Below are 16,518 nucleotides of genomic sequence, written 5' to 3'. Positions count from 1 at the left end.
AACGGCGCTTTTATGATGATTAATTCAACCTTTTCCAGACCTATTATTTTTATCAATATTTTTTCAAACGAATTCCTTAATACCTATTACAACCCATTATATAGTTGTATGTATCAAAGCGATTTCATAATTAAAAAATACAAAATCAAATTTTAAAGCAATCATAACCTGATTTACTTAAAAACGTTTAGAATGAAACATTTTTACAACCCCAAATTAATAACACCGAGTAGACTGGTAATGTCCTTGGTGTTTGCCATTACGTTAAGTATGGTGAGTTTTAGCTCATATGGTCAAGTTTTGGTTACAAAAAATCAAAACGCAACCAAAAACAAACAAGTTCCATCTGAGGATTTAGAGTTAACCAATGCACGTTATGTCTCTGAATCGAAATATAATGACTTACAACAAAGCCTTAGAGGTAAAGCGAACATGGCTTTTAGTTGTGCTGATGGTTTTGGTTATATATTAACAAACGTAGGTAGTGGTAATGGAAACGTGACAGGTCTTTACTCATTTGACTTGTCTACTAATTCGCTTTCCGAGATCAAAGATCCCCTTATTTCAGATACAACAACATCTCAATTTATCAATGCTATTGGTTATAACGTTGTAGACAATTACTTATATGGTTTTTTACAAGGCAGTAACAAAGTTGTTAAAATTGATAATAATGGTGATATAGAACTTTTAACTGTAACTGGTTTAACAGGTAGTAATTATCCTTCTGGTGATATCGATGAAAATGGTATTTTATATTTATACGGACAAGGACGATTTGTAACTATAGACTTAAATCCAACAAGTCCAAATTATTTAGTTGCCAATATAGTGTTACAACATTTTGTTGTTAGTAACGATATGGCTTTTAGCCCTATTGACAATAACCTGTATATTTTAACGAGTAATAGCTCTAGAAGCTTATTAAAGTTTGATACCACAACAAATACAATATCGACTCTTGGTCAAGTTTCAGGGTTAGAATCAGAATCAACAAATTCTTTTGGAACAGCCTATATGGATACTTTAGGTAATATGTATGTTGCAAATAATTCTTCTGGTAATACTTATAAAATAAATACTCCACATTTAGGTGGTTTAACTGCTGCGTTTTACAGTAATTTACCAGGTGTTAGTCCAGGTGATGGTGCACGATGCCCTACCCAACCGACTAAACCAATGGCTATTGCTGATGATATTTGTATTACTTCAGATACAACAGAAATCACACTTAATATTGCTGCTAATGACTCAGAAGGAACTTATGCTTTAGATATCGCATCAGTTCAACTCTTAGATCCTAGTACGACACTTCCTGCCAATACTGTGACTATTCCAGGACAAGGAACTTTTACTTTAGGTACAAATGGTGAGGTAACGTTTACAGCATTACAGACTTTTTCTGGTACATCAGTACAATACACAATTTCAGATGTTTTAGGACACGTCTCTAATCCAGGTGTTATTACCATTAGTTTAAACGAAACCGCAGCACCAACAGGTTCTTCAAATCAAGAATTCTGTGAAGCTAATAATTCTACAATTTCAGATTTAAATGCCACTGGAAGTAATATTATGTGGTATGCTGATGAAAACAGTAATACTCCATTAAACTCTAATACGGCTTTAACTGAAGGTACAACTTATTATGCCTCACAAACAAGTAGTGATGGATGTGAAAGTTTAGATAGACTTGCTGTTACTGTTAACTTCAGTGATGAAATTTCATTATTAAACCCACAAGAGGCAAGTTGCATAGTTGTTCATGGAACTTTATATACGATAGAAGCCACTTTTACTGGTACAGCGCCATTTACAGCTTCAGGAGATGGTCAGTCAGGTATATTCACAGATAATGGTGATGGAACAACCACTTGGGTTTCTAGTCCTATTGAAAGTACGGTAGAAGATTATAATATTACAATATCTGACAAATGTGGATCGCTTGATTTAACAGGCTCATCACCTGCCGAGTGCCTCAATACTCCTTTTGATTGTGAGGATGGTTTTGCTTATATTATTGTTAATGAAAGAAATAGTGAAGGTGATTTTGTGTCTGGACTATATTCATATAATTTAGTAACTCATGAACAAACATTAATTAAAGCGCCATTAATTGAAAACACTAATGAATCACAATTTGTTAACGCGATTGGTTATAATGTTCTAGATAATAATATTTATGGTATACAACAGTTCACTAACAATATTGTAAAAATTGATGCGTCAGCAAATGTAGAATTCCTTCCAATTGTAGGACCATTTACTGTTGGAGATTACAGCTCTGGAGATATCAATGAAAATGGCCTTTTAGTTTTACACGGATTAGATAAATTTGTTTCTATAGACTTAAACCCTTCTAGTCCTAACTATTTAACGGCATCAACGTTATTAAATTATCCAACAACGGTTAATGACATTACTTTTAGCCCAATAGATGGCAATATATATTTTGTAACAAGCACAAATGATAGAAAGTTGTTACGTTTTAATATTACTAGTAACACAGTTGACGATCTTGGATTAGTAACTGGATTAAGTTCTGAAACAACCAACCAATTTGGTACGGCATATATGGATGCTCTTGGAAACATGTTCATTGCAAATAATGCTTCAGGAAATATCTATAGAATAGAAGAACCACACACAGGAAATTTAGCTGCAACACCATATAACCAATTAATAGATGTATTACCTGGAGATGGTGCTCGTTGTCCTTCTCAAATAATTACTCCTGTTGCCGTTGATGATACTTTATGTATTACCTCTGATGATACAGAAATAGAAATTAGTGTTTTAAACAATGATTCTGCCGGTACTTATGATATAGATATAACAGCTGTAGAGTTAATAGATCCGATAACATCGCTACCTAGCACTTCGGTAACTATTCCGAATGAAGGAACATTTTCTGTCAACAACCAAGGTGTTGTATTGTTTGAGGCACTTCCTAGCTTTTCCGGAACCTCTATAGAGTATACTATAACAGATATGATTGGTGTTACGTCTACTCCTGCAACCATTACTGTTAGCCTAAACACAACAACAACTCCAACAGGTAATAGTGTTCAAGAGTTTTGTGAATCTAGTGAACCTACTATAGCAGACTTAAGTGCTACTGGTACAAATATTCAATGGTATGCAAGTGAAACAGACACATCTCCTTTAGATTCTTCTGAAGAGTTAATTGATGGAAACACTTATTATGGAACACAAACGACTAGCAATAGTTGTGAAAGTTTAGAAAGATTAGCGGTAACAGTTAACTTTACAGATGATATTACCTTAATATCTGCGGAAACCTTAGAATGCTCTGAAGACGGCACAACTTACACTGTGGTTGCTACATTTACAGGAACGGCACCTTTTACAGCAATTGGAAATGGCCAACCTGGTACTTGGGCTACTAATGATGATGATACTTTTACTTGGACTTCTGATGCTATATCTGGCACTGAAGATTACAATATTGAAATACAAGATGCTAATTTATGTAACACCATTACCTTATCTGGCGATGCCGCAATATGCTGTGAATTTGAGGTAACGTGTCCTACATTTGAAGACACTACCGTAGCTTGTTACAGTGAAGTACCTTCAGAAACATCTTATACAATTGAAGCTTTTGAAGCCTTAGGTAATGCTGATGGAATTATAGGAGATAATGCATGTGGACTTATTGAAATTACAGCTCAAAATAGTAGTGATCAAGGAACTTGCGAACAAACTATTACACGTACTTACACTATTACATCATATGAAGATACAAACAGCAATGGTGTACGTGACGAAGATGAAACTACAATTCTAAACAGTGCAGAATGCACACAATTAATAATTGTAAACGACACCATCGCACCAGAATTTTCAGTACCAGATGATATTACAATTGAATGTGATGTAGATGTTACAGACTTATCAATTACTGGTTATGTCAATGACGAATCAGATAATTGCTCTACCGATCTTAAGGCTACATTTACAGATAGTGTTGCAGACGGAACTTGTCCTGGATCTTCAATCATTTCTAGAACGTGGTCTTTAATTGATGATTGTGATAATACGACAACGTATGTTCAAACCATTACTGTGCAAGATACAACAGCACCTACTTTTAGTGGACCTGCTGATATCACAATAGAATGTGATGTTGATCCTACAGACTTAACAATTACTGGAGATGTTACTGACGAATCAGATAACTGTGCTTCTGATCTTGATGCTATCTTTACCGATAGTGTTGCAGACGGAACTTGCCCTGGATCTTCAATCATTTCAAGAACGTGGTCTTTAACTGATGATTGTGATAATACAACAACATTTGTTCAAACTATAACTGTTCAAGATACAACAGCACCTACTTTTAGCGTGCCTGCTGATATCACAATTGAATGTGATGTTGATGTTACAGACCTAACTATTACAGGTGATGTAACTGATGAATCAGACAACTGTGCTTCTGATCTTGAAGCGACCTACACCGATAGTGTTGAAGATGGAACTTGTCCTGGTGCATCTGTTATTTCAAGAACATGGTCTTTAACTGATGATTGTGATAATACAACAACAGTTGTACAAACCATTACTGTTCAAGACACAACCGCACCAATGTTTAATGAAACATTACCAGCTGATATAACTGCAGAGTGTGACGCTGTTCCAACAGCAGAAACATTAACTGCTACTGATAGTTGTGGTACTGCAGAAGTTGTATTTGAAGAAGAAATTACAGAGGGATCTTGTATGGGTGATTATAGTATTGTGCGTACATGGACTGCAACAGACAGTTGTGAAAATGAAACGGTACATACTCAAATTATTACGGTTCAAGATACTACAGCACCAACACTGTTAAATGAATATGAAGATACAATCGTAGTGACTTGTGACGACATTCCTGAAGTGCCTAGTTTATCATTCGAAGATTCATGTTCAAATGATATGGATGTATCCTTTAATGAAGAATCTAATCAAACCAATGATTTTGATGATTACACAATTACAAGAACTTGGACAGTTACAGATGATTGTGGCAACCAAGCCGTATACACACAAACTATTACAGTAGAAACAAGTAATATCATCGAAACGATGGATACTAATCTATGTATTCTAGATTCAGAATTAGATTTATTCAACTTATTATCTGGTGACTTTGATATGAATGGTACATGGAGTGTCGTTTCAGGTGATGCCACTATTGATGGAAGTTTCTTTGATCCTACATCTGCAGAAGTTGGTGTCTATACATTTATGTACTCTATTTCAGAAGGGGCTTGTCCATCTGAAGCAGTCGTTACTGTAACTTTAGACGATGATTGTGTTGTGTTAGCTTGTGGAGAGGAAAATGTTGTGATCTCTAAATCAGTAACAGCCAATGGTGATGCCTATAATGAATTCTTTACTTTAACAGGTGTAGAAGATTGTGGGTTTGTAATTGAACTACAAATATTTAATCGTTGGGGTGCTGAAATTTATAAATCTAATAATTACCAAAACGATTGGAATGGTGAAGCTCACGGTTCTTCAATAGGAAGTTCTGGTAAAGTCCCAACAGGTACATATTATTATATTATTAACTTAAAGAATAGTGGTTTAGATCCTTTTGCAGGACCTATCTACGTAGCTACAAATTAATTAAAACTTAACCGATGAAGTTATCAAAAATCATAAGTATTACAGTACTTTTTTTGAGTGTTTCTACTGCCTTTTCTCAGCAGCTACCTCAGTTTACGCAGTACATGTTTAATACGATTTCTATTAATCCTGCTTACGCTGGAAGTAGAGAAACACTTAGTATCGTTGGCTTACATAGAAGTCAATGGGTTGGCCTAGAAGGTGGTCCAGAAACGCAAACATTATCCGTTCACACGCCACTGCGTAACGAAAACATGGGTTTAGGAATTTCCTTTATCAATGACAAGTTAGGTTATGAAAATTTTTCATACCTATACGCAGATTATTCATACACAGTTAAAGCGAGTGAGACCGTAAAATTAGCGTTTGGAATAAAAGGTGGTTTTACACATTATAGCCTAGATGAAGAATTACTCAGTGATCCTTCGGTTGTAAACGATCCATTCTTTAACGATGTATCTAATCGTTGGAGTCCTAATTTTGGAGCTGGTTTATATTTACATTCCAATAAGTGGTATTTAGGATTATCTGCACCGAGAATTCTAAACACAGATTACAACAATGGAGGAAGTGGCTCAGCAGATTATGTGGCCCTAGAGCGTATTAGTTATTACTTTACGGGTGGCTATGTTTTTGACCTTAGTGAAAATACTAAACTTAAACCATCTGCACTTTTAAAAGCTACTAATGGTGCGCCTTTATCTTTCGATATTTCGGCAAACTTTCTATTCCATGAAAAACTTTGGTTAGGTGGAGCCTATAGAGTGAATCAAAATGCAGCTGCTCTTGGTGGTATTGCAGATTTCCAGGTGTCAAAACAGTTAAGAATTGGTTATGCTTACGAGTATCCCCTTTCAGATATTAGACCTTACACAAGTGGTACTCACGAAGTATTATTAATGTTTGAAGTCTTTAAAAGTAAACGTATTAAATCGCCAAGATATTTCTAAAAAGCCCTTATTATGAAAATCAAAATATTAGCGCTCGTTATAATTTTAAGTAGTTCGTTTGCATTTGCCCAAACGAAATTGGCCGATAAATTCTTTGAGAATTATGGTTACGTAAAAGCCATTGAATTATATGAAAAAGCGGTTGAAAAAGGCAAAAGTGATGCACATGTGTTAACACGTTTAGGTGATGCTTACTATAATAATTCTAATTCAGAAAAAGCCGTTTATTGGTATGGTAAAGCATTAGCTGAACATAAAAATATTGAGGCCGAATACATCTACAAATATATTCAATCATTGAGAAGTGTTGGAAACTATGAAGAAGCTGATGTGTGGTTCAAAAAACTTAGTGAAGCACAACAAGGCGACAGTAGGTTAAAAGGTTATGATCCTGATGAAACTGATTTATTCGATAAACTTACTTCGAAAAATGATGACATTATTGTGAGCATAGAAAATTTAGAATTTAACTCTGAAAATTCAGATTTTGGTTCTTATGTACATGGTAACACGCTCTATATTGCTTCAAGCAGAAGTGATGACAACAAAGTTTATAGCTGGAACAAAGAACCGTTTCTAGATATCTATCAAATTGAAATTAAAGATGAAGACGAAGGTCATCAATCTTATGGTTCGCCTGCTCTAATTAATGCAGACGACATAAACACAGACTATCATGAGGCATCCATTGCTATAACTAACGATGGCAAAACCATGTATTTTACTCGCGACAATACGAATAAACGAAATCGATTAAAATACGATAAAGAAGGAACAACACACCTTCAAATTTATAAAGCCACCTTAGTCGGAGAACAATGGACTGATATTAAAAGTTTACCTTTTAATGATGACTATTTCTCAACAGGTCACCCAGCTTTAAGTAGAGATAATAAAACATTATACTTTGTATCTGATCGCGAAGGAGGATTTGGTCAAACAGATATCTATTCCGTTGAAATAAACGATGATGGAACATATGGTACACCTGTAAATTTAGGTGAAGACATTAACACTGAAGGTCGTGAAATGTTTCCTTTTATAAGTAAAGACAATACCTTTTACTTTTCTTCAGATGGGCATTTAAACTTAGGCTTATTAGATATTTTTAAATCCAATATCTTAACTGGTGAAGCAACTACAGATCCTGTAAATATTGGAGCACCTTTTAATAGTGGTTATGATGATTTTGCTTACTTTATAGATAACGATACTGAAAAAGGATATTTCTCGTCCAATAGACCAGAAGGTAAAGGAGGCGATGATATTTACAGCTTTAGCATTACAGAATGTAACCAACAAATTACAGGTGTTGTTAGAGAAGCGAGAACTGATATTATATTAAGTGATGTTACCGTTCAACTCATTGATGAAACAGGTAAAATTATTGAAGAAACTACAACTCAAGAAGATGGTGTCTATATATTTGATGTAGAATGCGATCAAACCTATACCATCTTAGGTAGCAAACCAGATTACAAAAACGACAAAGGAACAGTTACTACAAGTAACGAAAATGAAAAAACGAACACGTTAGACTTAACGTTGACTCCTTTACTTAAAGATAATCAAATTGTTATTAATCCTATTTACTTTGATTTTGACAAATCGAATATTAGAACGGATGCCGAATATGAATTAGAGAATATTGTAGATGTATTGCGCAAACATTCAGAAATGGTTATAAAAATTGAATCTCATACTGATAGTAGAGGTCGAGATAAGTATAACATGAAGTTATCTGATAGACGTGCAAAATCGACAAGAGATTATATTATTTCTAGAGGTATCGATGCTAGCAGAATAGTTAGCGCTATTGGCTATGGTGAATCGCAACTTTTAAATGAATGTTCTAATGGCGTAAAATGTTCAGAAGAAGAGCATCAATTAAACAGACGATCATACTTCTATATTATTAATCGTTAATTTAAAAGATAACAAACCAAATTGAAAAGCAAGCTCTAAAAGGCTTGCTTTTTTTTGTTAGTTCTGGTTTCTTAATAGTCGTAAACGAATAAGATTAAAAAGATCAATTTTAAACCCTTAATTCTGTATGTGTGTATTTTTTAAAGCATTACTTAAAACCTTTACAGTCCTTCTATTTAATCTTACCTCCTACGCGCAAACGCTAAAAGGAATAATTACAGACAGCCTTACTCAAGACAACCTTGCCTTGTGCTAATTTAGTTTTAAATGGTAAAAATAGCGATACATATAGCAATACAGATGGCACATAAATTTTCGATTTATCTAAAGCTTTAATACACGATACATTAGTGGTGTCTTTAATAGGTTATAAACATCAAAGCATTCTGTTACGGCAATTTATGTCTGGAAATGAGCATCGCTTAAAACTTTCAGTTATTACCTAAAATTGACAACCTCATTGAAGTTTTAGTTTTAAATAAAAGCAAAATATATGAACAGCATAATGTTACTCTTTCCACTAGGAACAGAAAACAAGTATGCCCTGAGTCTGTTCTTTTTAACAATAAAACCTCTTAATAAAAGTTAAAGTGGTTTACAAAAAAAAGCTAGCCTTACCGACTAGCTTTTGCATTTTATTTTTAGGCATTGATGTTATTCTCAATGCTGCGATTTCTCAGAGAATTTAAAAAGACCCAATGCTCTCATTGGTTTTTAATACGTATAAATATTTAATGGCATTGAAGAATTCTAAACCTTTAAATAGATCGTAAAAAATAAGCTACTAATTATCGCTTAATAAATATATTAGTAAAATACCACTTTCCTGCACTGTTCTGCTCTGCAGAAACATCAAAATCTGTATAATCGCCATCAATATTGTCCTTATGACTCGGACTAGCTAACCATGCATTTACAACAGCCTCAGCTGAACTAAAGCCATAAGCCACATTTTCTGTTACCACATAGGCATCTGCATTAGCTTGTAAACTTTGCTTTCTTAAAAAGAAGTTATCGTGAGAAACACTATTCGCTTCAATCATATAATCTGTATGTGTAAATGCCACAGCTTTAACCGTTTCATGATTATGTAATGGATTTAAACCTTCATTAATTCTATAGTCATTAATGAGTTCCATAATTTCGATTTCTATTGTTTTGGCTATAGGTGCAACTGGGACTTCAATTGAGTTTGCAACGTCTTCTTCTATAGTATCTTTAGCACAAGAAGTAAAACTAAAAAGGGCAATAAGAGCAATAATTGGTAGGAGTTTAACTGCTTTCATAATGTAGGTTAATTAGGTTTGGGAGTTCTAAATTAGACACCTACTTTTTAATAAAAAAGAAAATCTTTAAATATTCGATGAAATACATACATTTTGTCGGTATTTTATGTAAATCATCGGTAAAACACACTATTAAAATGTAAAATTGCGCTTTTCATCATCCGATAAATGCATTTAATCGGTATTTTAAAGTGATGAATAAATGGATAATTAAGCATTAAGTTATGATGTGATTTTAGGTCATAACGGCTAGTACAAATTACGCAACAACTCAACGACTCAAATTAAAGATTAAACAAAAATTAAGTTATTAAGTAAATTGATAAGAACACAACTCAAAAATTCATGCAAAGACGATTAAAACTACGGAGCCAAACGCTCAATTTTCCAATTGTAATCCTCTTGAAGTTGGTAGCGGATTCTATCGTGAAGTCGGTTGGGTCTACCTTGCCAGAACTCTAGTTCTACAGGTTTAATCATAAAACCACCCCAATTTTTAGGGCGCTCTATCGCTTTACCTTCACATTTCAGTTCTAAATCTTTGAGTTTTGTTTCTAATGCTTCTCTGTTCTCTACCACTTCACTTTGATTAGACACAACAGCTCCTAACTGACTTCCTCTTGGTCGCGATTCAAAATACCCATCACTTAAGTTTTCTGAAATCTTTTCAGCCTTACCTTTAATTATAATTTGTCGTTCTGCCGAATGCCAAAAAAATGATAAGCACACATTTGGGTTTTCTAATATGGCTTTTCCTTTTTCACTATCATAATTGGTGTAAAAAATAAAACCTTCGTGCGTATATTTTTTAAGCAGCACTACTCTACTCTTTGGATATCCATCTAAGCCAATGGTAGAAATTGTCATGGCGTTAGTTTCTTCAACATTAAAATATGTATCAACTTCTATAAACCAATTTCGGAATAACTCAATAGGATTTTCTGGAACGTTACTTAATAACAATTCTCCTTTTTCGTAGGACTTTCTATAATCACCTAAGTCTGCATTCATTATATACTAATTTTAGCTTTTTTGCTTCTTTAATTTTTTCAATAACAATTTTCACTATAAATTTAAGGATTAAAATATATAAATGAAGTTTGAAGACAGTAATTATTCTAAGGAATTAGAATATAAAAAAGTAGAATTTTCCTTTGGCACCATTTTCAAGACCAAACATTTTATACTATCTGAATTTAACGAAGGTACTCACGTAGATTATCATATTGCTAGTGAATTAATTTCCAAATTTAGTGATTACATTACTAAAGATGCTAAATTAGGTTATATTGCTAACCGCTATAACTCGTATTCATTTGATCCACAGCTTTGGAAAGAATTTAATAGTGATTATGATATATTTATTGCTTCTGCTATTGTGACATACTCAGACTTTAGTTACCTCAATGCCTCTTTAGAGAAACAATTTTTTGAAAAAAGCCTAAAACGTTGTAGTAATTTAGAAGAAGCTATTGAGTGGATAATGAATTTAAAAGAATTTAAAACTGAGGCTAATCAAAATTAAAAGTCTTACCATCTTTAGATAATAACACATTATTAAAAACAGTTTTCGCTTCAGTTTTAAAATCATTATAACCATTATAACGGGTAGAATAATGTCCTAAAATTAAGGTTTCAACATTGGCTTTCTTGGCTATAGTTGCTGCTTGTTTTGCTGTACTGTGTTTTGTTGGAATGCAAAGCGCTTCGTTTTTATCTAAAAATGTCGATTCGTGATATAAAACAGTTGAGTCTTTTATTATAGGAATTATATCTTCATTATAAATAGTATCGCTACAATACGCATAACTTTTTGCAGGCTTAGGATCTTTAGTTACTTTTTTGTTATTAATTAAAACACCATCTTCATTTTCTACATCGAAGCCTTGTTTTAATTTTCTGAAATACGCTTTATCGATATTAGCTTCAGTAACTAAATTAATATCTATTTTTCGTTCATTTTCCTTCTCTTTAAAAAGAAATCCATTAGTATAAACTCTGTGTTTTAATGGAATGGTATAAACCTCAACTTTATCGTCTTCGTAAATTAATTCTGATGCGTCAGAACTCAATTCATGAAAAATTAACGGATACTGTGTCCAACTCGCAGATAATTTCATTTGAAGCAATATCACTTCCTTTAAGCCTTTTGGTGCATAAATATGAAGTTCTGTTTCGCGTGTTAAAAGGCTAAATGTGTTTACCAAGCCTACGAGTCCAAAGTAATGGTCGCCATGAAGGTGAGAAATAAAAATATGCTTAATTCTCGAAAACTTAATCTTATTTCGTCTTAACTCTACTTGCGTTCCTTCACCACAATCTATTAAAAACATATTGTTTTTAATCTCTAAAACTTGAGCCGTAGGATTCGCATTAATGCTTGGTGTTGCACTGTGACAGCCGAGAATTGTTAATTTCATTGGTTTCTGTTAGTCGTTGAGTTGTTTGTTGCTAAGTCGAAACAACTATACGACAAACAACTAAACAACAAACATTGTTTTTAGAAGTCTAAATCGCGCTCAATATCTTCCATTTCAATAATATCGAAAGCTTCTTGTAAGGTTGGTACAACAGCGATTTCATCTGGTACCTCGTTTAAATCTACTTTACCAGAAACCAATACAAATGATTTATTATCATTACGATGCGTTTTATTCACACGTAAAAACTCAACAATCTCTTCTTTTGAAATTTGACTTAAGCTCGTCAGGTTAACGACAAGATGTGTGTTTTTATAGGTCTCGTAATCGGCTTCAATTTTTTTTACTAATTCAACAATTGAAATCTGTTCTTGCGTAATTATGGTTGTGTTACCGTTTTTATCTATAATCATATCTTATTGTTTAATTTTAGAAGCTAACAAATAAATTACTGCCATCCTAACTGCAACGCCATTTTCTACTTGATTTAAGATAATGGCTTGCTTAGAATCGGCAACATCACTAGTAATTTCTACACCTCTATTTATTGGTCCAGGATGCATAATTACAATCTCTTTATCTAAGCTATCTAATAGTTCTTTATTAACTCCGAATTGTTGTGTGTATTCTCTTGTTGAAGGAAAATAACTAATATCCATGCGCTCATTCTGAACTCTGAGCATATTAGCAACATCGCACCATTGAAGTGCTTTTTTTAAGTTGGTTTCTACTTTTACGCCTAAATCTTTAATGTATTTTGGCAATAAAGTTTTTGGTCCACAAACCATAACATTAGCACCTTGTAATTGTAAAGCATATATATTTGAAAGTGCAACACGACTATGTAAAATATCTCCAACAATAACCACATTTTTTCCTTTTACACTACCCAGTTTTTCTCTAATGGAATACGAATCTAATAAGGCTTGTGTTGGATGCTCATGTGCACCATCTCCTGCATTAATAATACTTGCGTTAACATGTTTTGAAAGAAACACACCTGCTCCTGGATTAGGATGACGCATTACCACCATATCCACTTTCATCGATAAGATATTATTAACCGTATCTATTAATGTTTCGCCTTTTTTAACGGACGATTGCGATGCCGAAAAATTAATAACATCCGCAGACAATCGTTTTTCTGCTAACTCAAAAGATAATTTGGTACGTGTAGAGTTTTCAAAAAATAGATTTGCAATAGTGATATCTCTAAGCGATGGCACTTTTTTAATAGGCCTATTTATCACTTCTTTAAACTGATCTGCAGTTTCAAAAATAAGGTCAATATCTTGTTTGTTCAGATATTTAATTCCTAATAAGTGATTGACACTTAATTCGCTCATCTTTTATTCGCTTTTAGCTATTAGCTTGTCGCCTTTAGCAAATTCACTTTATATATTTTGTTTTTTCAAGTTCAACTTCAATTTCAAGTTCAACTTCATATTTTCTTATTTATCCACCAAATACACAGCATCTTCGCCTTCATTTTCAACCCACTTCACTATAACCTTTTGCTTATCAATGGCATCAACTTGTCTTCCTCTATAATTAGGCTGAATTGGTAAATGTCTGCTAAAGCGTCTATCGATTAAGGTTAATAATTCGATGTCTTTCGGTCGTCCAAAAGATTGAATTGCAGTTAGTGCAGATCTAATACTACGACCTGTATATAAAACATCGTCGATAAAAACAACGTTTTTGTCTTCTACAATAAAATCTATACTAGTGGTATTGGCTTCTAATGGTTTATCTCCTCTTCTAAAGTCGTCTCTAAAAAAAGTGATATCTAAATGCCCAAGTTGAATGTTCTTAATCTTATAATCTTCAGTAAGAATTTGCGCTAATCTATCCGCTAAATATTTTCCTCTTGGCTGAATTCCGATTAAGACGGTTTCAGAGAAATCATCATGATTTTCAATGAGTTGACAAGCCAATCTATGAAGGATAATATTGACTTCTTTAGAGTTAAGTAGTACTTTGTGACTCATAAAATTCCCAAGCATTGTTGGCTTACAAAGTTAGGATAAAATTTGTGGTTTGCAATAGCTTTTATAGTAAAGCCAATTGAATAAATTAAAGCAGACTTAAAATCGAAATTTATTCTTTTAATTTCAGATTTATTTTGCTCTTTTAGACATTGTGAGTTACTTTTTAAAATCCTTTCTCTTCTCTAAAATGGTGCATCGCAACTAAAACTAACCCATTTTTGTTCTATAGGGTGTTCAAAACTTAAATATTCTGCATGAAGGTGTAATCGGTCGGCAAGCCTACCATATAAATCGTCACCAACAATAGGTGTATTTAACCCTTTGCGATGCGCTGCGTGAACTCTTAGTTGATGTGTTCTGCCTGAAATTGGATAAAAATGAATTCGGGTTTTATGATCCTTAACGGCAACAACTTCGTACTTTGTCGTTGCTTTTTTTCCATGCTCATCACAAACCAACTGTCTTGGCCTATTGTTTAAATCTACGCGAAGTGGAAGATCAATAATACCTTCCTCTGTTTCTAAAACCCCATCTAAAACAGCCACATAACGTTTTTTAACCGTTCGATTTATAAACTGTTTTTGAAGATGCTTATGTGTTCTCTCATTTTTAGCAACGACCAATAAACCAGAGGTCGACATATCTAAACGATGTAACAATAAAGGTCCTGTTGCATCTGGCAAATACGCTTGCATTCTGGTTAAAACGGAATCTTTAATGGTTTTGCCAGGTACAGATAAAAATTCGTGTGGTTTATTGAGTACTAAAAGGGCATCATCTTCATAAATTATTTCTAATTCCCCTTTAAAAACTCCGGCAGTTTCAATGGGATTAGGCTCTACATTTAAACCTTTCATCATATGACCCAAAATAGGTTCGCAACGTCCACGACACGACGGATAAAATTGTCCATGACGACGCACTTCTGTATTTGGTGAAATTCCCCACCAAAACTCAGCCATAGCAATGGGTTCTAAATTGTTTTCATAAGCATATTGAAATAATTTTGGCGCAGCACATTCGCCTGCAGCTGCTGGTGGCTGTCCTAAATCTGTAGTCTCAAAAATAGCTATGACATCTTTTGTTTCACCTTTTGCATTTAAAAACCTATACTGCTCATGGATTTGCTTTTGTAAACGTGCAGATCGTGATTTTCGTTCTTGTTTTATTTTTTTTATAGGTTGCAGTAATTCTGCTAAATGAGCTTCGGCCGTTTTAATATTGTCAGCAAGCTTTAATTTTAAATATTTTAGGTCAATATTATTTTGAATACTTTGTTGTTTCAATGTTTCAAAAAGCAAGGCTTTATCAGTTGCATTGAGCTGGATCTCTGCATCTATTCGACGTTGTTTTCGTTTTAACTTTTCTGCTTTTGAATTTCTTTTAAAATCATCAAGTGTTTTAACCGACTCTAGTTGCGTTTGCTTTAAATCTATTTTGGCTTTTTCTAATGCAGGCTGTTGTTCTAAGCTTTCAATTTGTGCTGTAAGCGTATTTAAATGGGCTTCATTCTGTTTGTAGAATCCGTTTTTGTCTAAGGTATCAAAAATTGGTGGCACAAATCCTTCTATATGGTTACGCTCTGCTATTTTTCCAGAGAACGCTGCAATATAACCGAGTTGTCCTTCAACTGTTTTAACAATCATCACACCAAACATTTTTCCGATTTCTAAACCTTCTTTAGTGTTATCTAAACCAAAATTATGTTCAAAATCTGTTTGAGTTTTTAGGTAGGTTTTTAGCTCTTCTGCAGCCACAATACAAAGTGGATGTGGTGTGTAATAAAACGGAAACGTAAATTGCTCCGGAAGCGATTCCGAAGGCTTAATTGCTATAGGATGAAAACAACCGTTTTCTGTATAAAACATGCGCTTTTTATTGATTTGCAAAGGAACGAAAATATATTCTAATCGTCAGTTCTATTAAATCTGTATTTATGTTATTCTGTATTCAATACCTTCTATATTACATCTCCGACATGATTAACTGAAATTGTTTTTAAATCAATAACCTGAATTCAAATTTGTCGTATTTAAAGCTCCAGAGGAGCCAAATATTAATAATAAAACTGTTTGAGGTAAACTTAAACTCCAGAGGAGTGATATCTTAGGAATTATGCTATTGTTTTACTCCAGCGGAATTTCTATTAAAAATTAGCAGTCTTTTATTTGATATGAAATTCACGGTAATAATTTAGCATCAAGAGTCTTATTAAAAAAGTTGTCTTGGTCGTTTTTCTAATGCTTTAAAAACCACGTGATTTAACAAAAGTTTTTAACTTTGGCATTATAATTGGAAATGCTAAAAC

General features: G+C 33.4%; 11 protein-coding genes. 4 read left to right on the top strand and 7 right to left on the bottom strand.

Going from position 1 to position 16,518, the window contains the following annotated elements:
• Positions 1-192 precede the first annotated feature (192 nt).
• The 3 genes from K1X16_RS08450 to K1X16_RS08440 are packed head-to-tail and all read left to right on the top strand — an operon-like array spanning position 193 to position 8,513.
• Positions 193-5,637, top strand: a complete 5,445-nt coding sequence (locus K1X16_RS08450; RefSeq protein ID WP_225035761.1) for a DUF6923 family protein — start codon at positions 193-195, stop codon at positions 5,635-5,637.
• Positions 5,638-5,651: 14 nt separating this feature from the next.
• Positions 5,652-6,587, top strand: a complete 936-nt coding sequence (locus K1X16_RS08445) for a type IX secretion system membrane protein PorP/SprF (RefSeq protein WP_195871833.1) — start codon at positions 5,652-5,654, stop codon at positions 6,585-6,587.
• A 12-nt stretch (positions 6,588-6,599) separates the two neighbouring features.
• Positions 6,600-8,513, top strand: coding sequence for an OmpA family protein (locus tag K1X16_RS08440; RefSeq protein ID WP_195871832.1), 1,914 nt, complete (start codon positions 6,600-6,602; stop codon positions 8,511-8,513).
• Between the two features lie 788 nt (positions 8,514-9,301).
• Here K1X16_RS08440 and K1X16_RS08435 read toward each other — a convergent pair.
• Both K1X16_RS08435 and pdxH read right to left on the bottom strand, forming a co-directional pair.
• Entirely contained in the window at positions 9,302-9,799 is a 498-nt protein-coding gene (locus tag K1X16_RS08435) for a CAP domain-containing protein (RefSeq protein ID WP_195871831.1), read from the bottom strand.
• 363 nt (positions 9,800-10,162) lie between these two features.
• A complete protein-coding gene (pdxH, locus tag K1X16_RS08430) occupies positions 10,163-10,810 on the bottom strand; it encodes a pyridoxamine 5'-phosphate oxidase (RefSeq protein WP_195871830.1) in 648 nt (215 codons plus the stop codon).
• An 82-nt stretch (positions 10,811-10,892) separates the two neighbouring features.
• On the opposite strand from pdxH, the gene K1X16_RS08425 reads away from it, so the two are divergent.
• The gene (locus K1X16_RS08425) at positions 10,893-11,324 is read left to right on the top strand and encodes a hypothetical protein (protein ID WP_225035760.1); all 432 of its coding nucleotides are present in this window, start codon (positions 10,893-10,895) and stop codon (positions 11,322-11,324) included.
• Here the strand turns inward: K1X16_RS08425 and K1X16_RS08420 are convergent.
• From K1X16_RS08420 to K1X16_RS08400, 5 genes are all read right to left on the bottom strand, one after another.
• Positions 11,311-12,219: a ribonuclease Z gene (locus K1X16_RS08420; protein WP_195871828.1), complete on the bottom strand. Its 909-nt coding sequence runs from the start codon at positions 12,217-12,219 to the stop codon at positions 11,311-11,313. The two genes, K1X16_RS08425 and K1X16_RS08420, sit on opposite strands and share 14 nt — an antisense overlap.
• Before the next feature lie 80 nt (positions 12,220-12,299).
• A complete protein-coding gene (locus K1X16_RS08415) occupies positions 12,300-12,632 on the bottom strand; it encodes a ribonuclease Z (RefSeq protein ID WP_195871827.1) in 333 nt (110 codons plus the stop codon).
• Between the two features lie 3 nt (positions 12,633-12,635).
• Positions 12,636-13,565: an aspartate carbamoyltransferase catalytic subunit gene (locus tag K1X16_RS08410; RefSeq protein ID WP_195871826.1), complete on the bottom strand. Its 930-nt coding sequence runs from the start codon at positions 13,563-13,565 to the stop codon at positions 12,636-12,638.
• Positions 13,566-13,670: 105 nt separating this feature from the next.
• Positions 13,671-14,210, bottom strand: a complete 540-nt coding sequence (gene pyrR / locus K1X16_RS08405; RefSeq protein WP_195871825.1) for a bifunctional pyr operon transcriptional regulator/uracil phosphoribosyltransferase PyrR — start codon at positions 14,208-14,210, stop codon at positions 13,671-13,673.
• A 182-nt stretch (positions 14,211-14,392) separates the two neighbouring features.
• On the bottom strand, positions 14,393-16,078 hold the full coding sequence (locus K1X16_RS08400) for an RluA family pseudouridine synthase (protein ID WP_225035759.1): 1,686 nt from the start codon (positions 16,076-16,078) through the stop codon (positions 14,393-14,395).
• Positions 16,079-16,518 lie beyond the last annotated feature (440 nt).

Source organism: Winogradskyella sp. SM1960 (assembly GCF_020179375.1).
Lineage (GTDB): Bacteria > Bacteroidota > Bacteroidia > Flavobacteriales > Flavobacteriaceae > Winogradskyella > Winogradskyella marina.
This window is presented reverse-complemented; position numbering and strand designations above follow the sequence as displayed.